This is a genomic window from Marinobacter sp. AL4B (assembly GCF_019916045.1).
Taxonomy (GTDB): domain Bacteria; phylum Pseudomonadota; class Gammaproteobacteria; order Pseudomonadales; family Oleiphilaceae; genus Marinobacter.
In genome coordinates, this window is sequence record NZ_JAILWZ010000013.1 from 109,047 (window position 1) to 128,448 (window position 19,402).

Sequence of the window (19,402 nt, forward strand, 5' to 3'; positions counted from 1 at the left end):
GCACCAGCCCGTCAAACACAAGCCGCTGTATCCGCATGATTTAGCGGCTTGTTTTTATCCACGCTTCAAAAGGTAGCGCCAATCTATGGCTGAGATCACCTGCATTGAAGACCTGCGAGTGCTGGCGAAAAAGCGCGTGCCACGCATGTTCTACGACTATGTCGATGGTGGCTCCTGGACCGAATCCACTTACCGTGCCAACGAGACGGATTTTCAACACATCAGATTTCGGCAACGCGTAGCCTGCGACATCACCCGGCGCACGACCGAAACCACTATGCTTGGCCAGCCAGTCTCCATGCCGGTTGCCATTGCACCAACCGGCCTGACCGGAATGCAGCATGCCGACGGCGAAATCCTCGCTGCACGGGCAGCAAAGTCATTCGGTATCCCCTTCACCCTCTCGACCATGAGCATCTGCTCCATCGAAGCAGTGGCAGCAGCAACGGGGCAACACCCCTTCTGGTTTCAGGTATACGTCACCCGGGATCGCAGCTTTACCGCCGACCTGATTGAACGCGCACGCCGCGCCAAGTGCTCGGCACTGGTTATCACCATGGACTTGCAGGTGTTCGGGCAACGGCACAAGGATACAAAAAACGGGCTGTCCATCCCGCCAAAACCGACCCTGAGCAACATCCTGAACATTGCCTCCAAACCCAGTTGGTGCATGGGCATGCTCACGACCAAAAACCGGCAGTTCGGCAACATCGTTGGTCATGCCAAGGGGGTCGACAATATCGCATCACTGGTGGAGTGGACTGAAGAGCAATTTGATCCAACCTTGTCCTGGAAAGATGTCGAATGGATCAAAAAACGTTGGGGCGGCAAGCTGATCGTCAAAGGCATTCTCGACCCAGAAGATGCCCGGCGTGCAGTTGAAGCCGGTGCGGATGCCATCGTTGTCTCTAACCATGGCGGCCGACAACTGGACGGCGCCCCCTCTTCCATCTCCGCGCTACCCGCCATTGTCGACGCCGTTGGTCAGCAAGTTGAGATCCACCTCGACGGTGGCATTCGCTCCGGCCAAGATATTCTCAAAGCAACGGCACTAGGCGCAAAAGGAACCTACATCGGCCGCGCCATGCTCTATGGATTGGGAGCCCTTGGCGAAAAAGGAGTGACGACAGCACTGCAGATCATCAGAAACGAACTCGACCTTTCGATGGCGTTTTGCGGTAAAACCGATATACAAAACGTCGATCAAACAATTCTTTTCAAGGATAATCGGATATCCAATTGTTAAGCGTACCGCTGCAACTTGTCGCGGGCACTGGAATTGAAAATGCGTTTCGGAGAGGGTATTCAAGGCGGGAAATCACAGCCCCGGACAAAACACCCGGGGCTGTTGTACAGCAGGCTTACTTAACCTTAGGGTCCAGTTCGCCAGCCTCATAACGCTCGAACATTTGTTCAAGGTTAAACGGCTTGATTTTGCTGGCCTGGCCGGCACAGCCGAAAGCTTCGTAGCGAGCAACGCAGATGTCGGTCATCGCTACCATAGTGGCCTTCAGGAATTTACGCGGGTCAAACTCGGCCGGGTTCTGCGCCATGAAGCGACGAACCGCACCGGTGCTTGCCAAGCGCAAGTCAGTGTCGATGTTTACTTTCCGTACGCCGTGCTTGATGCCTTCAACGATTTCTTCAACCGGTACACCGTAGGTTTCCGGAATCTCACCACCGAACTCGTTGATCACTTTCAGCCATTCCTGGGGTACGGAGCTGGAGCCGTGCATGACCAGGTGGGTGTCCGGGATGCGCTTGTGGATCGCTTTGATCTGCTCGATCGCCAGAATGTCGCCCGTCGGCGGACGGGTGAACTTGTAAGCACCGTGGCTGGTACCGATGGCGATGGCCAGCGCGTCTACGTGGGTTTTCGCCACGAAGTCTGCGGCTTCTTCCGGGTCGGTCAGCATCTGCTCCATGTCCAGAGTGCCTTCGGCGCCAATGCCGTCTTCTTCACCGGCCTGGCCGGTTTCGAGAGAACCCAGGCAACCCAGTTCGCCTTCTACAGAAACACCACAAGCGTGCGCCATTTCTACAGTACGGCGAGTCACGTCTACGTTGTATTCGTAACTGGTCGGGGTCTTGCCATCTTCACCCAGTGAGCCGTCCATCATGACGGAGCTGAAGCCTAGCTGGATGGAGCGCTGGCATACGGCCGGGCTGGTGCCGTGGTCCTGGTGCATAACGACCGGGATGTGCGGCCATTCTTCGATGGCGGCCAGGATCAGGTGACGCAGGAAAGGCGCACCGGCGTATTTACGAGCACCAGCGGAAGCCTGAACAATAACCGGGGAATCGGTTTTGTCGGCGGCTTCCATGATGGCGCGCATTTGCTCGAGGTTGTTTACGTTAAAGGCTGGCACACCGTAACCATGCTCGGCGGCGTGGTCCAGAAGTTGCCGCAGCGATATCAGGGCCATGGGTTGTCTCCTTCGTTAACTTTTGATGTTGGGATTCTGCTTTCGCCGCCATTAACTGGCGGCTTAATAAAACTTACTGTCCGCGCTCTTCCAATACAGCTACTGCCGGCAGGGTTTTGCCTTCTACGAATTCCAGGAAGGCACCGCCGCCAGTTGAGATGTAGGAGATCTTGTCAGCTATATCGTATTTGTCAACGGCTGCCACGGTGTCTCCGCCGCCGGCCAGTGAGAAGGCATCGCTTTGTGCGATGGCTTCGGCGAGGGCTTTGGTGCCATTGCCGAACTGGTCAAATTCGAATACACCAACCGGGCCATTCCAGAGAATGGTTTTGGCATTCTTCAGCAACTCGGCGAACTGGCCAGCAGTTTCCGGGCCTACGTCCAAGATCATGTCGTCGGCGGTTACGTCGGAGATGTTTCGAACCGTTGCGGTGGCGGTCTCGGCAAATTCGCTGGCAACCACTACGTCAACCGGCAGCGGGATTTGCACACGGCTGGCGATGTCTTTGGCGGTATCGATCAGATCGTGCTCGCACAGAGACTTTCCAACCGGGTGGCCGGCAGCCGCCAGGAAGGTGTTGGCGATGCCGCCGCCTACGATGATCTGATCGCAGACTGTTTCCAGGGCGTTCAGCACGTCCAGCTTCGTGGAGACTTTGGAGCCGCCCACAATGGCCACAACCGGTTTGGCTGGGTTATCCAGCGCTTTACCGAGTGCATCCAGCTCAGCCGCCAGCAGCGGGCCGGCGCAGGCTTCGGGAGCAAACTTGGCCACGCCGTGGGTGGACGCCTGGGCGCGATGTGCGGTGCCGAAGGCGTCCATCACGTAGATGTCGCACAGAGCGGCATATTGCTTAGCCAGATCTTCGTTGTCTTTCTTTTCGCCTTTGTTGAAGCGAACGTTTTCAAACAGAACCACTTCGCCATCGGCCACTTCAACGCCATCGAGGTAGTCTTTAATCAAACGCACTTCCTGCCCCAGCATAGTGGACAGGTGATCGGCGACCGGCTTCATGGAAGACGCTTCGTCGTAAACGCCTTCTTCCGGGCGGCCAAGGTGGGACATCAGCATGACTTTCGCGCCGGCGTCTTTCGCTGCTTTGATAGTAGGCAACGAGGCACGGATGCGGGCATCGCTGGATACTTTGCCGTCTTTTACCGGTACGTTCAGGTCTTCACGAATCAGAACCCGCTTGCCGGCGAGGTTCAGGTCAGTCATTTTTTTGATGGCCATAATCAAGGTCCGTAGTTATGGATTCAGTCATTAATATTTGGGGTTGGGGAGAGAGGGGCGTTAATTCACTCTCTGCAACCAACTCTGGCTTACATCCAGCATTCGGTTGGCGAAGCCCCATTCGTTATCGAACCAGCACAGCACCTTTACCATCGTGCCGCCGGTTACTCGTGTTTGTCCGCCATCGACCACGCCTGAATGGGAGTCGTGGTTGAAGTCGGAACTGGCCAGCAGCTCGTCCGTGTAGTCGAGAATACCTTCCAGCGGCCCTTGAGCTGAACGCTTCAAGAGCTGGTTTACCGTAGCCACATCGGTGGTTTCGCGCACGTTGACCACCATATCGATGGCCGACACGTTGAGCGTGGGCACTCGAATGGCAACGGAGCTGAAGCGGCCTTCCATGTGCGGCAATAACCGTTCAATGCCACGAGCCAACCCGGTGTCGACAGGCACGATGTTGTGCAACGCACTTCGAGTACGGCGTAGATCCTGATGGTGGTATGCGTCGATCACGGGCTGGTCGTTCATCGCAGCGTGAATGGTGGTGGTGCTGCCCTGCTCCACACCGAAGGCCTCGTCCAGCACTTTGATCACTGGCACCAGGCAGTTGGTGGTACAGGAACCGGCCGCCACAATCACATCATGCGGGGTCAAAGCCTGGTCGTTGATACCAAACACAACGGTTCGATCCACATCGGTTTCACCCGGCTGGGAGAACAGTAGGCGTTTGGCGCCCGAGGCGATGTGTTTTTCCGCAGTCGCGCGATCCGAATAGGCTCCGGAGCATTCCAGTACCAAATCCACGTCCAGCAATCGCCAAGGCAGATCTTCCGGGTCTGGATGACGCAGCACGCGAATGCGGTCGCCGTTCACCACCAAATCATCACCTTCTACTGCCACCTTTCCATTGAGCCGCCCGTGGGTGGAATCGTATTTGGTCAGGTGGGCAATAGTGTCGATGTCCGACAACTCGTTAATCGCGACCACCTGCAGGTGGTCGCGAAAGCCGTTCTCATATAATGCCCGCAACACGCACTGGCCAATACGGCCATACCCGTTGATAGCAATCCGAAAAGGCTTTGAGTGGTTCATTAAGCGTCCAGTAGTTCAGCAGCTACTTCCAGGATGTTTTCGACGGTGAAGCCAAATTCCTTGAACAGCTCACCGGCCGGTGCCGACTCCCCGAAAGTGGTCATGCCCACAATCCGGCCGTCCAGACCAACGTACTTGTACCAGTAATCAGCGATGCTGGCTTCGATAGCAATGCGGTTAGTCACTTCCAGCGGCAGTACTTGCTGCTTGTATTCCGCGCTCTGGGCATCGAATACGTCCGTCGACGGCATGGAAACCACACGCACGGCTTTGCCCTGCTCACGCAGCTGACCGGCCACGTCTTGCGCCAGCCCCACTTCGGAACCGGTGGCAATCAGGATCAGCTCAGGTGTACCTTCGCTGTCAGACAGGACGTAGCCACCTTTGGCAACGTTCGCCAGCTGCTCTGCATCACGGTCCTGATGCGGCAGACCCTGGCGAGAGAACACCATGGCCGTGGGGCCATCGTTACGCTCCAGGGCAGATTTCCAGGCTACGGCAGATTCAACAGCATCCCCCGGGCGCCAGGTGCTCATGTTCGGTGTGGTGCGCAGGCTGGCCAGCTGTTCAATCGGCTGGTGGGTCGGGCCGTCTTCGCCCAGACCGATGGAGTCGTGGGTAAATACGAAGATAGTACGCTGCTTCATCAGTGCGGCCATGCGCACAGCGTTACGGCAGTACTCCATGAAGATCAGGAAGGTGGCGCCGTATGGAACAAAGCCGCCGTGCAGGGCCATACCGTTCATGATGGCGGCCATGCCGAACTCGCGCACACCGTAATAGATGTAGTTGCCAGAAGCGTCGTCTTTGGTCACACCTTTACAGCCAGACCAAATGGTCAGGTTGGAACCAGCCAAGTCGGCAGAGCCGCCCATCAGTTCCGGCAGCATTGGGCCGTAGGCATTCAGAGCATTCTGGGAAGCCTTACGGGAAGCGATGGTATCGCCCTTGTCCTGGCATTCCTGAACGTAGGCTTGTGCCTTTTCAGCGAAGTCTGCTGGTAGCTCACCCGCCATACGGCGCTTGAATTCAGCAGCCAATTCCGGCTCAGCTTTTTCGTAGGCCGCCAACTTCTGATTCCAGTCACTCTCAGCTGCTGCACCTTTCTCTTTGCCGTTCCATGCTGCGTAAATGTCGTCAGGAACTTCAAACGCACCGTGCTTCCATCCCAACGCTTCACGGGTCAGAGCGATTTCATCGTCACCCAGCGGGGCGCCGTGACAATCTTCTTTGCCCTGTTTGTTCGGGGAACCGAAGCCGATGATGGTCTTGCAGCAAATCAGCGTTGGCTGCTCGGCGTTCGCACGAGCCGCTTCAACGGCGGCACGAATCGCGTCGGCGTCGTGGCCGTCCACGTTCGGGATAACCTGCCAGCCGTAGGATTCAAAACGCTGCGGAGTATTGTCGGTAAACCAGCCTTCCACTTCGCCGTCGATGGAAATGCCGTTGTCGTCGTAGAAAAACACCAGTTTGCCCAAGCCCAACGTACCGGCCAGAGACGCTACTTCGTGAGAAATACCTTCCATCAGGCAGCCGTCGCCCAGGAACGCATAGGTGTAGTGATCAACAATGTCGTGACCGGGACGGTTGAACTGAGCCGCCATCGCTTTCTCGGCCAACGCGAAGCCAACGGCGTTTGCAATACCCTGACCCAGCGGGCCAGTGGTAGTTTCTACACCTGGGGTGTAGCCGTACTCCGGATGCCCCGGTGTTTTCGAGTGCAGCTGACGGAAGTTCTTGATGTCATCAATCGATACGTCGTACCCGCTCAGGTGCAGCAAGGAATACTGCAGCATGGAGCCATGGCCGTTAGACAAGATAAAGCGGTCACGGTTAGCCCATTGCGGGTTAGCCGGGTTATGGCTCAGGTAATCGTTCCACAGTACCTCGGCGATATCTGCCATTCCCATGGGCGCACCCGGGTGGCCGGATTTGGCTTTCTGAACCGCATCCATGCTCAGCGCGCGTATGGCGTTGGCGAGATCTTTACGAGACGGCATTGACAATTCTCCAGTGTTTTTCAGGACAAGACTTCAAGCTGCAAAAACTGCTTAAAAAGAAGGCGCGTATTTTCGCCGATTACGGTATCCGGGGGCAAATTTCAGACGAGAATAAATCTATATCAAAAAAAATTGATATGGCTATTGATCGATCAACCGAACCCCCCTACACTTCTCCCCCATGACATCACTCAACACCCACGCACTCGAAGCTTCCTCCGCAGAGACTCTGGCACCGATTTTCAAAGCCAGCGGTGATCCTCTGCGCCTTGAAATTCTGCGAGTGCTGCGCCGGGACACCTTCGGCGTACTTGAGTTGAGCCAACTGTTTGATATGCGCCAATCCGGCATGAGCCACCACCTGAAGGTGATGCACAAAGCCGGTTTGCTTGAGTCCCAGCGGGAAGGCAACGCCATTTTTTACCGTCGGCCGCTGCACCTGGACAGCGTAAAACTGGCAGATCAGGCGATTAGGCAGATTTTTGAAACGGTCGACCGTATTCCGTTACCCACAGAGCTGGCCGAAAAAATCGAGGCCATTCGGGCACAGCGCGCGGAACAGTCGCAGGCGTTTTTCTCACGCCACTCAGCCCAGTTCCGGGAGCAGCAAGAACTGATTGCCGCCTTTGATTTGTATGCCGATCCAACCGCCGAACTCATCCGTAAAAGGGTAAGTCAACAAAACTGGCAGAGCGTACTGGAAATCGGACCGGGCGAAGGTGGATTCTTGCCCGTTTTGTCGGAACTTTTCGAGCACACGGTGGGCCTGGACAACAGTAAAGACATGCTCGCCAAGGCCACCCGCACCTGCATTGAGAGCCGGCTGAACAACGTGGATTTGATTGAAGGCGTGACCGACACAATCCTGGCAAGCGGCGATGCTTTTGATCTGATTGTTGCCAACATGGTGCTGCACCACGTCCCCAGCCCGGCAGACATCTTTTTGGATGCCGCAGCTCTGATGAACAACAGCGGCTGCTTCATCATCAGCGATCTGTGCAGCCACGATCAGGATTGGGCAAAAGAAAACTGCGGTGATCTTTGGCTGGGTTTCGAGCCGGAAGAGCTCACCGCCTGGGCAGCCGACGCTGGCCTGAACGCCGGAGAACAGTTGTTTATCGGGCTGCGGAACGGCTTCCAGATTCAGGTTCGGGAGTTTTGGAAAACCACCAAAAGAGCCTAAAACGCACACACATCACGGAATATCTAAATAAATTGATATAGAAGTAAGTACTACTACTTACCTTCCAAAAACACAAAAAGAGCTGGCCGGTCGCCAGCACGAATTTGACAACGCTCACAGAGGACACACGTATGTCTGACTACAACATCTTTACCTCCGAATCGGTCTCTGAAGGCCACCCGGACAAACTTGCGGATCAAATCTCCGATGCCGTCCTGGACACCATCCTGACGGACGACCCGCACGCCCGCGTTGCCTGTGAAACCATGGTAAAAACCGGCGTAGCCATTGTCGGCGGTGAGATCACCACCAGCGCCTGGGTTGATCTGGAAGATCTGGTTCGCGGTGTGATCAAAGACATCGGTTACACCTCTTCAGATGTTGGCTTCGACGGCGATACCTGTGGCGTGATCAACATAATCGGCAAACAGTCGGTCGAAATCGCTCAAGGCGTTGATCGCCAGAAGCCGGAAGATCAGGGTGCCGGCGACCAAGGCCTGATGTTCGGCTACGCCAGCAACGAAACTGACGTATTGATGCCGGCACCGATCACCTTCTCGCACCGATTGGTTCAGCGCCAGGCTGAAGCGCGCAAGAGCGGCTTGTTGCCCTGGTTGCGCCCGGATGCAAAGAGCCAGGTAACCTGCCGCTACGAAAACGGCCAAGTGGTCGGCATTGATGCCATCGTACTGTCTACTCAGCACGATCCGGACGTCAGCCAGGCAGACCTGAAAGAAGCGGTAATGGAATTGATCGTCAAGCAAACTCTGCCTTCAGAGCTGCTGCACAAAGATACCCAGTTCCACATCAACCCGACTGGTAAATTCGTTATCGGCGGCCCGGTAGGCGATTGTGGTCTGACCGGCCGTAAAATCATCGTAGATACCTACGGCGGCATGGCTCGCCACGGTGGTGGCGCCTTCTCCGGCAAAGACCCCTCGAAGGTTGACCGCTCTGCCGCTTACGCGGGCCGCTACGTTGCCAAAAACATCGTTGCTGCCGGTCTGGCCGACAAATGTGAGATTCAGGTGTCCTACGCCATCGGTGTGGCCCAGCCAACATCTATCTCTTTGAACACCTTCGGCACCGGCAAGCTCAGCGATGACAAGATCGTTGATCTAGTACGCGCACACTTTGATCTGCGCCCCTATGCCATTACTAACATGCTCGATTTGCTGCACCCGATGTACCGGGAAACCGCAGCCTACGGCCACTTTGGCCGTGACCCATACGAAATGACCGTTGGCGGCAAAACCTTCACCGCCTTCCCATGGGAAAAGACCGACCGAGCAGCTGCGCTGAAAGACGCCGCCGGCATCTAAACCAATTTCAGGCGCATGAGCGATCTCATGCGCCGACACAGAACTAACCGGAGAATATTTATGAGCAACTTCGACGACTACAAAGTACGCGATATCGCCCTCGCCGATTGGGGCCGCAAGGAAGTACACATCGCAGAAGGCGAGATGCCCGCACTGATGAAGCTGCGCGAAAAATACAAAGCCGAGCAGCCGCTGAAAGGCGCCAATATCTTGGGCTGCATTCACATGACCATCCAGACCGCCGTGTTGATCGAAACACTGGTCGAGCTGGGCGCGAACGTTCGCTGGTCTTCGTGCAACATTTTTTCTACTCAAGATCAAGCCGCTGCCGCTATCGCCGCTCAGGGCATTCCTGTCTTCGCTTGGAAAGGTGAAACCGACGAAGAATACGAGTGGTGCCTGCACAAGACCGTTGGTGCAGACGTAGACGGCTGGGAACCCAACATGATCCTGGACGACGGCGGCGACCTGACTGAACTGCTGCACAAAGAATACCCCCAGATCATTGCCAATTGTCACGGCGTCACCGAAGAAACCACCACCGGCGTTCACCGCCTGCAGGAAATGCTGCGCGACGGCACCCTGAAGATCCCAGCGATCAACGTCAACGATTCCGTGACCAAATCCAAGAATGACAACAAGTACGGCTGCCGCCACAGCCTGAACGATGCCATCAAGCGTGCCACCGACCACCTGCTGTCTGGCAAGAAAGCGCTGGTTATCGGCTACGGCGATGTGGGCAAAGGTTCTGCTCTGTCCTTGCGCCAGGAAGGCATGATCGTAAAGGTCACAGAAGCAGACCCAATCTGTGCGATGCAGGCTTGCATGGACGGTTTTGAAGTCGTTTCTCCGTACATCGATGGCATCAACACCGGCACTGAGCAAGGCATCAACACTGACTTGCTGGGCACCACCGACCTGTTGGTAACAACCACCGGTAACGTTAACGTGTGCGATGCCAACATGCTGAAAGCCCTGAAGAGCGGCGCCGTGGTGTGCAACATCGGCCACTTCGACAACGAAATCGACACCGCTTACATGCGCAAGAACTGGGAATGGGACGAGGTTAAGCCGCAGGTACACCTGATCTACCGCGACAAGGCCACTAACGACCACCTGATTCTGCTGTCGGAAGGCCGTCTGGTGAACCTGGGCAACGCAACTGGTCACCCGTCGCGGATCATGGACGGCTCTTTCGCCAACCAGGTACTGGCACAAATGTACTTGTTCGAACGCAAGTTTGCCGACCTGCCGGAAGACGCCCGCGCCAAAGGCATCTACGTTCAGGTACTGCCTAAGCAGTTGGACGAAGAAGTCGCTCGCGCCATGGTTGAAGGCTTCGGTGGCGTGATCACCAAAATGACTCCGGACCAAGCCAAGTACATCGGCGTGCCGGTCGAAGGCCCATACAAGCCGGAAACATACAGGTACTAAGCGGACAGAACCATGCAATCCCAAAAACAATTTAAACGTCGCTTCAGCTTCGAGTTTTTCCCGCCTAAAACAGATGCGGGCAAAGAAAAACTTCAGGTTGTTCGCGATCAGCTCGCCGAGGTGAACCCGGATTTTTTCTCGGTCACCTTCGGTGCCGGCGGCTCAACCCGGGACCGCACCATAGAAACTGTGCTGAATTTGCATCAACAGGGCATTTCCACAGCACCACACTTGTCCTGCGTGGGTGGTAGCCGCGCAGAGATCAGCGAGCTGCTGGACGAGTATAAAAAGAACGGCATAAACCGGATTGTTGCCCTGCGCGGCGACCTGCCTTCTGGCATGGGAGCTTCCGGTGAACTGCGTTACGCCAACGAGCTGGTGGAGTTTATTCGGGAACACAGCGGGGATCACTTCAACCTCGAAGTAGCTGCCTACCCGGAATTCCACCCGCAGGCTCGCAGCGCGGAGGATGATTTAAAGAACTTTGCCCGTAAGGTACAGGCTGGCGCCAACAGTGCGATCACCCAGTACTTCTTTAACGCGGACAGCTACTTCTATTTCATCGACCGCCTGGAGAAAATGAACATCACTATCCCGGTGGTGCCGGGCATCATGCCCATCGTCAATTTCTCCAGCTTGGTGCGCTTCTCCGACATGTGCGGCGCTGAAATTCCGCGTTGGATCCGCAAGCAGCTGGAAGCTTACGGCGACGACACGGTCAGCATCCGGAAGTTTGGTGAAGAAGTCGTGACTCGAATGTGCGAAGACCTGCTTAAGGCCGGCGCCCCGGGATTGCACTTTTATACCTTGAACCAGACCGAACCTAGTCTTTCGATCTGGAAGAATTTGGGCATTACCGACCGGGAAAAAATCTCCTTCTGATCTTTTCTCAATCCGCTCTCTCCCACCCCGGGAGAGAGTTAATCTATTTTACTCTCCCGATTAATCCCTCCTGATCACCTGAAACTCCTCGTTTTTTAGTCTAAAGTGTATTCGATGCAATCCCATTAACGTTCCCCGTGATGCGTAGACACAACCCTGCGTCATCGTGGTCTGTCTTATCGGGCAGAAGGAACCAAAACAAGACTTAGGAGAAAGCATGAGCAGCAAATGGCTAAAAACACTGGGCGCAGGTTTGGCACTATCCGTGGCCGCAACGTCGGTGAGTGCAGAGACACTTCGAGTGGTTACAGACCCCAGTTTCGTTCCATTTGAAATGATGGACCAGGAGACCGGCGAGATGGTCGGTTTTGACATGGAAATCATCGCAGAGGTAGCTGAGCGGGCTGGCTTTGACTACGACCTGAACACCATGGACTTCAACGGCATTATTCCTGCCCTCCAAACGGGCAACGTAGACATCGCCATCGCGGGTATCACCATTACCGAAGAGCGTGGCGAGATCGTTGATTTCTCCGACCCGTATTACGACTCCGGTCTCCGAATTCTGGTTCGTTCGGGCGCCGACATGGATGACATGTCCGATCTTGAAGGTAAGAAAATCGGCACCAAAATCGGTAGCACCAGCTACGACTATCTGATGAAATCCCTCGACGATGATGACGGCGTAACCCCTTATCCGGGTAGCTCCGACATGTACATGGCGCTGATGTCCCGCGCCATTGATGCGGTGTTCTACGATGCACCGAACGTCGGCTACTTCGCCAGCACCAAAGGCAAAGGCAAAGTCGAAGCCGTTGGCCCACTTTACGAAGGCCAGCAGTACGGCATTGCTCTGAAGAAAGGCAGCCAATGGGTTGGCCCGGTCAACGAAGCGTTGGCTGAAATCAAAGAAGACGGCACCTACAAAACCATTTATGAAAAATGGTTCGGGCCGATGCCTGAAGACAAATAAACCTCCACTCGTTCTGGTCAGGGTGCACAACGCCCTGACCGGTTCCTCCCAACCCAACGGAGACACACACTGTGGAATTCCAGTTTCAATTTGACTGGCAGGCAGCAATAAATGCCATACCCTATCTCGCCAAGGGCATTCCTTACACCCTAATGATTTCCTTCGGTGGCCTTGCCATCGGTTTTATTCTGGGCATTATTTTCGGTTTGCTCAGCATTAACAAAAAATGGTTTCTGCGCTGGCCGGCCACCGCTTACATCGAAATATTTCGCGGCACGCCCATTCTCGTGCAGGTGCTTTTCATCTTCTACGGTTTGCCCGATCTAGTCGGCGGCCCCATCGACCCGCTCACAGCCGGTATTGCCGCCATTGCTCTAAACTCGGGCGCTTATATTTCGGAAGTGGTTCGGGGCGGTGTACAGTCCATTGCCAAAGGCCAAAGTGAAGCGGGCCTGTCATTGGGGTTATCACGCACACAAACATTCTGGTCGATTATCTGGCCGCAAGCATTCCGGCGCATGATCCCACCTCTCGGCAACCAAGCCATCGTAAGCATCAAGGACACCTCACTGTTCTCGGTCATCGGTGTCGGCGAACTGGTTCGTCAGGGTCAAGTTTATATAGCCAACACCTTTACCGCCTTTGAAGTCTATTTTGTGGTGGCGCTGATGTATTTGGCGATTACCTTGTCCTTGTCTCTGGTTCTGCGGTTGATGGAACGCCGCGGCCTTGCATCCGTCTGAAGGAATTCGAACCATGACTCAGATAGTCACGATGAAGGGCATGAACAAGTATTTCGGCAAATTGCATGTCCTTAAAGATATAGATCTAACCGTTGAACAAGGCGAAGTGGTGGTTATCATCGGTGCCAGTGGCTCCGGTAAATCTACCCTGATCCGCTGCGTAAACGGCTTGGAAGAGTACGAATCTGGCACCTTGAGCGTTGATAACCAAGCACTGGCCCCAAAGGGCGGCAACCAGAAAACACTGGCAGAGATCCGCAAAGAAGTAGGCATGGTGTTTCAGCAGTTCAATCTGTTCCCTCACCTAACCGTGAGAAAAAACATCATGCTCGCCCCCATGAAGGTAAAAAGCACCTCGCAGGTTGTGGCCAACGCCACGGCTGAGCGGCTCCTGGAGCGCGTCGGCATTGGCAACCAAGCCGACAAATACCCAAATCAGCTTTCAGGTGGGCAGCAACAACGAGTCGCCATTGCCCGGGCACTGGCCATGGAACCCAGGCTGATGCTGTTCGATGAGCCGACATCCGCGCTTGACCCGGAAATGATCGGTGAAGTGCTGGATGTTATGCGGGAGCTGGCCAAAGAAGGCATGACCATGATGGTGGTCACCCACGAGATGGGCTTCGCACGTGAAGTGGCTGACCGGGTTATTTACATTCATGAAGGGCAGATTGTCGAAGAAGGCAAACCGTCAGATGTGTTCGACAACCCGCAAAACGAAAGGACGCAAGCGTTCTTATCCCGGGTATTGGCGCATTAGAACCCAGCGGCCAAAGAAAGCCCGTCAACATTGATCCACCGGTCTCAAAAGCTCGTAAATCAATGAGGCCGGGGGGTTTCTCCTGTGAATTCAAGAATTGAATAAATGGCATCAACAAACAGGACGTGTCCTAAATGAGCAAGCCCCCACACGAAGATCTTTCAGCAGCAGGCTCCCCTGAATCGGAAAAAACTTCCTTATCGCTGCTCCGAACACCCAAACTCGATGGACACGATGTCGAGCAAAAACGACTGGAAATTGCACAGTACTTTACCAATACCTTTGATATTTACACCCGACTGTTCAACTGCTTGGCGGACGATTCTGCTTTCTACCAAAAACCCATTCCGCTGCGGCATCCGCTCATTTTTTACCTGGGCCACACCGCCACGTTTTTTGTGAACAAACTGGTTTTGGCAAAGCTCTTACCTGAGCGGATTGATCCCTACATGGAGTCTGTTTTTGCTGTAGGTGTCGATGAAATGAGCTGGGATGACTTAGACGAAGATCACTACGATTGGCCTAGCGCCTCAGCCGTTTTTGAGTATCGTGCCAAGGTACGTAGCACCGTACTCAACCTGATCGAGACCCTGCCCCTGAACATCCCTGTTACCTGGGACAACCCTTGGTGGCCCATCGTAATGGGCATCGAACACGAACGAATTCACCTTGAAACAAGTTCGGTTCTAATCCGCCAGCATGAACTGGACAATGTTCGGCCTCAAGCAGAATGGTTACCGATTCGCGAAACCGGAGAAGCGCCGGAAAACAGCTTGATGACGGTTCCCGCCGGCACAGTAGATATCGGTAAATCCCATGACGACGTCTACTATGGATGGGACAACGAATACGGGGAACATCATGCTGCCGTGAATGAGTTCAAAGCGAGTCAGTATCTGGTCAGTAACCAAGAGTATCTGGCATTCGTAGAAGACGGTGGTTACGAGGAAAGTCAATACTGGACGGAAGAAGGCCAAGCCTGGCGTCAGTTTAGCCAAGCCAAGCACCCGACTTTCTGGCGCTGGCGGAATCGTTGGCACCTGCGCTTGATGACTGAAGAAATTGAAATGCCTTGGGATTGGCCCGTCGAAGTGAACTATCACGAAGCCAAAGCCTTTTGTAACTGGAAGAAAGAGCAGACTGGCCAGCCCATTCGCCTGCCCACCGAAGATGAGTGGTACCGGCTATGTTCAGAAGCTGGCGTTAACGAAATATCAGAACGGCCAGCCAACGCCAATCTGCATCTTGACCACGGCGCGTCTTCATGCCCCGTCACACGGTTTCGCCATGGCGAATGGTTCGATGTAGTGGGCAATGTCTGGCAGTGGACTGAAACGCCGACTTATCCGTTCGACGGCTTCAAAGTGCATCCCCTTTACGATGACTTCACCACCCCCACGTTTGACGGCCAACACAACCTGATGAAGGGGGGCTCTTGGGCTTCGTGCGGTAATGAAGCACGCTTGTCCGCCCGTTACGCTTTTAGAAAGCACTTCTTTCAGCACGCGGGCTTTCGTTATGTCTCGTCCGACACTGAAGTCGCGCAACCCGATGCCTACTATGAAAGCGACCGTTTGCTAACCGAATACGCTGAATTCCACTTCGGTGACTCCTGGCACGGAGTTCGCAATTTCCCCTTGGCTCTGTCTGAGCGTGCGCTCGAAGCCATGGCGGGAAAGCCTGCCCGAAAAGCCTTGGACCTGGGCTGTGCCTGCGGTCGCGCCAGCTTCGAGTTAGCCAAACATTTTGATGCCGTGGATGGTGTCGATTTTTCGGCCAACTTTATTCGGCTAGGCACTGAGATGGCCGAACAGGGCTCCGTGCGCTATGCACGAACGGAAGAAGGCGATCTGGTCAGTTACCATACCCGCTCCCTTAAAGACCTGGGGCTGGACAAGACCGCAAACAGAGTATCCTTTCAGCAAGGCGATGCCTGTAATCTCAAGCCCCACCACACGGGGTATGATCTCGTATTGGCAGCAAATCTCATCGACCGGCTCTACAAGCCGAAACAATTCCTATGCAGTATCCACGAACGCATCAATGACGGTGGTGTTCTGCTAATCGCCTCACCCTATACTTGGATGGAAGAACACACTCCGAAAGAAGAGTGGATCGGGGGATTCAAAAAAGACGGTGAAGATTACACCACCTTAGACGGTCTGAAAGAGTTATTGACCCCGAATTTTCGACTCATACAGGCGCCAGAGAAGGTGCCCTTTGTGATCCGCGAGACCCAGCACAAGTTCCAACATACCTTATCGGAAGTGACCCTTTGGGAACGACGGCCGCGGTAAGCGAGATTGGCGGGCCAGGCCTTCCGGCTCGTCAATACATGATGAGCCTGCCCCTATAACGGAGGCAGGCTCAATATCGCCTTCAAAGCAAAGACACTATGGCCTCGTGCTCCTCATTGATCTTGGTACGGGTGTCATCCGCCAGGAAGCGCGCAATCTTTTTACCTAAAAAAGGTACATCAGACTTCACGTTGATGTTGATGTAGTTAATGCAGCGATCCCCATTGCCCTGAACACGCATAACGCCTTTGATCTTGGCAGGGACACCTTCAACCTTCACACGAAATTCGCAGTGCCATTCGCCGTCGTCCTTCTTGACCCAATGCTCTTCCTGACGGATTTCGTTCCACTCTCGGTGAAAACTCGCGAGCACTCCCGGCACCTCAGTGGATGCGGTCATTTCGCGCTCGACAACCAGCTTTCCAGAAGCATCGTCTTTTTTAACATCGACAACTTTTACGTTGCGAGCACCCACTTTCTCATTCTTTGCAAGAATGAGTTCTTCTGAAAAAAACTGGCTGATCACGTGATCCAAGCCAGCATCGTATGAATGCTCAAGAGTAAGTTCCATAAATCCTCCATCGTATGATGACGCTATTGTTGCGACACGCAGGATCTACAGCATTGGCCCAGAGGGCGGCGCGCTTTGGCAAGGAGGCCAGAACGATCAGATCACATTCGGGCACTTTTTGGCTGGTTTTTCAGAAAATACCCTGCAAAGTTTGGCGGTGGTCAGTCGCCGCTGTTAACTGTATTATCAACCTTGGTTAACAGCTAACAACTTTGATCTTACGACGACTGCCCTACTGGAGCTCCGCCCTATGCGTAATGCTGATCTTGTCGCCCGCGGCCTCAAATCTGTGTGGCACCCCTGCACCCAGATGAAAGACCACGAAACCCTGCCGCTTGTCCCTATCAAACGTGGCGAAGGTGTTTGGTTGGAAGATTTCGAGAACAACCGGTTTATCGACGCGGTCAGCTCTTGGTGGGTCAACCTTTTCGGCCATTCAAACCCCAGAATCAACGCGGCGATTCAACAGCAGGTGAGTGAGCTGGAACACGTCATTCTTGCTGGATTCACTCACGAACCGGTCGTGAACCTGTCAGAACGACTCATTGAGGTAACGCCGGAAGGCCTCAACAAATGCTTCTATGCCGATAACGGATCATCGGCCATCGAGGCTGCGCTTAAGATGAGTTTTCATTATTGGAAGAATCTGGGCCAGCCGGGCAAAAAGAACTTCGTTAACCTGGGCAACAGTTATCACGGTGAAACACTGGGCGCTTTGGCGCTCGGAGATGTCGGGCTCTATAAAGATACATACCAGCCGTTGCTGATGGAAGTGATCACGGCCCCTTCCCCGGATGCCTACAACGCAGAGCCCGGCGAAACCGACGAAGAGTACGCGTTGCGTCAGTTCGAGGCGATGGAAAAGCTGTTGGCTGAAAAACACGATGAAATCTGCGCCGTTGTGGTGGAGCCGCTGATCCAGTGCGCCGGAGGCATGCGCATGCATCACCCGATTTACCATACAAAGCTGCGTGAGGCCTGTGATCGCTACGGCGTGCATTTAATTGCCGATGAAATCGCCGTCGGCTTTGGCCGCACAGGCACGATGTTTGCCTGCGAACAATCCGGCATCACGCCGGACTTCATGTGCCTGTCTAAAGGTCTGACAGCGGGTTATCTTCCCCTCTCCGTGGTCCTGACCACCGATACTGTCTACAACGCATTCTACGACGACTACGAAACACTGAAAGCCTTCCTGCACAGCCACAGTTACACTGGCAACCCTATAGGCTGTGCCGTTGCTCTGGCCACGTTGGACATCTTCCGGGACGACAATGTCATTGAGAAGAATCGTCAGCTGTCCCGCTGCATGGCCGACTCAGTGGCGCATTTGGCCGACCACCCCAATGTAGGGGACATCCGCCAACACGGCATGACGCTGGCCATTGAAATGGTCAAAGACAAGGCATCCAAGACACCTTTCCCATGGCAAGAACGCCGTGGCCTGAAAGTGTACCAACACTCATTGACGCGCGAGGCCCTGCTACGTCCATTAGGTAACGTGGTATATTTCATGCCCCCTTATGTCATCACTGAAGACCAGATTCGTCATCTGGCTCAGGTGGCTACTGAAGGCATCGACATCGCCGTAAAAGGCTAAGGAGCACCGAGCCCCATGCGTATACCCAGAATTTTCACCGACAGCCTCCTGAGCGTCGGCAGCCAATGTGAACTCGACGAAAACGCAGCGAATCACGTAGGCCGGGTACTACGCATGCAACCAGGGCACGAACTTCAGCTTTTCAATAACGACGGTTGCGATTACCGCGCCACCATCACTCAGGCCAGCAAAAAGAACGTCACCGTTGAAGTTCTGAGCCATCAGAACAATTCAACGGAGTCGCCGCTTGATATCACCCTTGGGCAAACATTGTCGAAAGGTGATCGTATGGATTACGCCGTCCAGAAGGCCGTGGAAATGGGCGTCACGACCATTGTGCCGCTGAGTACCCAACGCAGCGACGTGAAACTGAAAGGCGACCGTGAAGAAAAACGCTTGCGCCACTGGCAGCAGGTTGCGATCAGCGCTGCCGAACAATGTGGCCGGGCGAAGGTACCAGAGATATTGCCAGTGATGTCAGTTCAGGAGTGGCTGGCCTACAGCCAGGCCTGCGATCTGCGACTGGTACTGCATCATCGAACGGAGCAATCTTTGAACACGCTCGCCAAACCCGCCAACATTGCGCTGATGATTGGGCCTGAAGGCGGATTAACCGCCGACGAGATTGCCCAAGCCGAGCAAAGCGGCTTTCTGCCGGTGGCCCTTGGCCCCAGGGTTCTGCGCACAGAAACCGCGCCGGTTGCCGCCATGGCGCTTTGCCAGTGGCTGTGGGGAGACATCGGCGGTTAACCGTTTCATGACCACGAAACGCAATTTTATCGGCAACTCAGTCATTGACAGAACCTGCTGCGCTCCACATCATTCATAGCTGATCTAAAGCCAGCCGAATCCCTTCTGGCAACAACAACTGACGATGCGAGTTCA

The 19,402-nt window shown here is 54.6% G+C and carries 16 protein-coding genes; 11 read left to right on the plus strand and 5 right to left on the minus strand.

The genetic code is table 11. The features are described 5' to 3' along the window. Positions 1–85 precede the first annotated feature (85 nt). The gene (locus K5L82_RS10830; protein ID WP_223134173.1) at positions 86–1,246 is read left to right on the plus strand and encodes an alpha-hydroxy acid oxidase; all 1,161 of its coding nucleotides are present in this window, start codon (positions 86–88) and stop codon (positions 1,244–1,246) included. A 115-nt stretch (positions 1,247–1,361) separates the two neighbouring features. Here the strand turns inward: K5L82_RS10830 and fba are convergent, their stop codons facing one another. From fba to tkt, 4 genes are all read right to left on the minus strand, one after another. Then, complete coding sequence (gene fba / locus K5L82_RS10835) at positions 1,362–2,426, minus strand: class II fructose-bisphosphate aldolase (protein WP_133004668.1); 1,065 nt, start codon at positions 2,424–2,426, stop codon at positions 1,362–1,364. A gap of 73 nt (positions 2,427–2,499) precedes the next feature. Next, entirely contained in the window at positions 2,500–3,660 is a 1,161-nt protein-coding gene (locus K5L82_RS10840) for a phosphoglycerate kinase (protein WP_223134174.1), read from the minus strand. 60 nt (positions 3,661–3,720) lie between these two features. Then, complete coding sequence (locus K5L82_RS10845) at positions 3,721–4,752, minus strand: type I glyceraldehyde-3-phosphate dehydrogenase (RefSeq protein ID WP_223134175.1); 1,032 nt, start codon at positions 4,750–4,752, stop codon at positions 3,721–3,723. Next, a complete protein-coding gene (gene tkt, locus K5L82_RS10850; RefSeq protein WP_133004665.1) occupies positions 4,752–6,752 on the minus strand; it encodes a transketolase in 2,001 nt (666 codons plus the stop codon). Before tkt ends, K5L82_RS10845 begins: the two co-directional genes overlap by 1 nt. Before the next feature lie 181 nt (positions 6,753–6,933). Here tkt and K5L82_RS10855 point away from each other — a divergent pair, with 181 nt between their 5' ends. The 8 genes from K5L82_RS10855 (at position 6,934) to ovoA (ending at position 16,346) form a co-directional block, all read left to right on the plus strand. Continuing rightward, positions 6,934–7,935, plus strand: coding sequence for a metalloregulator ArsR/SmtB family transcription factor (locus tag K5L82_RS10855; protein WP_133004664.1), 1,002 nt, complete (start codon positions 6,934–6,936; stop codon positions 7,933–7,935). Between the two features lie 131 nt (positions 7,936–8,066). Then, on the plus strand, positions 8,067–9,257 hold the full coding sequence (gene metK, locus K5L82_RS10860) for a methionine adenosyltransferase (RefSeq protein ID WP_133004663.1): 1,191 nt from the start codon (positions 8,067–8,069) through the stop codon (positions 9,255–9,257). A 60-nt stretch (positions 9,258–9,317) separates the two neighbouring features. Continuing rightward, positions 9,318–10,691, plus strand: a complete 1,374-nt coding sequence (gene ahcY / locus K5L82_RS10865) for an adenosylhomocysteinase (protein WP_223134176.1) — start codon at positions 9,318–9,320, stop codon at positions 10,689–10,691. A 12-nt stretch (positions 10,692–10,703) separates the two neighbouring features. Then, positions 10,704–11,573 (plus strand): methylenetetrahydrofolate reductase [NAD(P)H], encoded by an 870-nt coding sequence (gene metF / locus K5L82_RS10870; protein ID WP_133004661.1) that lies wholly within the window; start codon positions 10,704–10,706, stop codon positions 11,571–11,573. A gap of 217 nt (positions 11,574–11,790) precedes the next feature. Then, positions 11,791–12,546: a transporter substrate-binding domain-containing protein gene (locus K5L82_RS10875; protein ID WP_223134177.1), complete on the plus strand. Its 756-nt coding sequence runs from the start codon at positions 11,791–11,793 to the stop codon at positions 12,544–12,546. 71 nt (positions 12,547–12,617) lie between these two features. Next, the gene (locus tag K5L82_RS10880) at positions 12,618–13,289 is read left to right on the plus strand and encodes an amino acid ABC transporter permease (protein ID WP_133004659.1); all 672 of its coding nucleotides are present in this window, start codon (positions 12,618–12,620) and stop codon (positions 13,287–13,289) included. 13 nt (positions 13,290–13,302) lie between these two features. Further along, complete coding sequence (locus K5L82_RS10885; protein WP_133004658.1) at positions 13,303–14,049, plus strand: amino acid ABC transporter ATP-binding protein; 747 nt, start codon at positions 13,303–13,305, stop codon at positions 14,047–14,049. A 134-nt stretch (positions 14,050–14,183) separates the two neighbouring features. After that, the gene (gene ovoA / locus K5L82_RS10890; RefSeq protein WP_223134178.1) at positions 14,184–16,346 is read left to right on the plus strand and encodes a 5-histidylcysteine sulfoxide synthase; all 2,163 of its coding nucleotides are present in this window, start codon (positions 14,184–14,186) and stop codon (positions 16,344–16,346) included. An 82-nt stretch (positions 16,347–16,428) separates the two neighbouring features. Here ovoA and K5L82_RS10895 read toward each other — a convergent pair whose 3' ends face one another. Then, on the minus strand, positions 16,429–16,917 hold the full coding sequence (locus K5L82_RS10895; RefSeq protein ID WP_133004656.1) for a DUF2505 domain-containing protein: 489 nt from the start codon (positions 16,915–16,917) through the stop codon (positions 16,429–16,431). A 250-nt stretch (positions 16,918–17,167) separates the two neighbouring features. Between K5L82_RS10895 and K5L82_RS10900 the strand changes: the two genes are divergently transcribed. Both K5L82_RS10900 and K5L82_RS10905 read left to right on the plus strand, forming a co-directional pair. Beyond that, positions 17,168–18,517 (plus strand): adenosylmethionine--8-amino-7-oxononanoate transaminase, encoded by a 1,350-nt coding sequence (locus tag K5L82_RS10900; RefSeq protein WP_223134179.1) that lies wholly within the window; start codon positions 17,168–17,170, stop codon positions 18,515–18,517. 15 nt (positions 18,518–18,532) lie between these two features. Then, positions 18,533–19,267, plus strand: coding sequence for a 16S rRNA (uracil(1498)-N(3))-methyltransferase (locus K5L82_RS10905; RefSeq protein WP_133004654.1), 735 nt, complete (start codon positions 18,533–18,535; stop codon positions 19,265–19,267). Positions 19,268–19,402 lie beyond the last annotated feature (135 nt).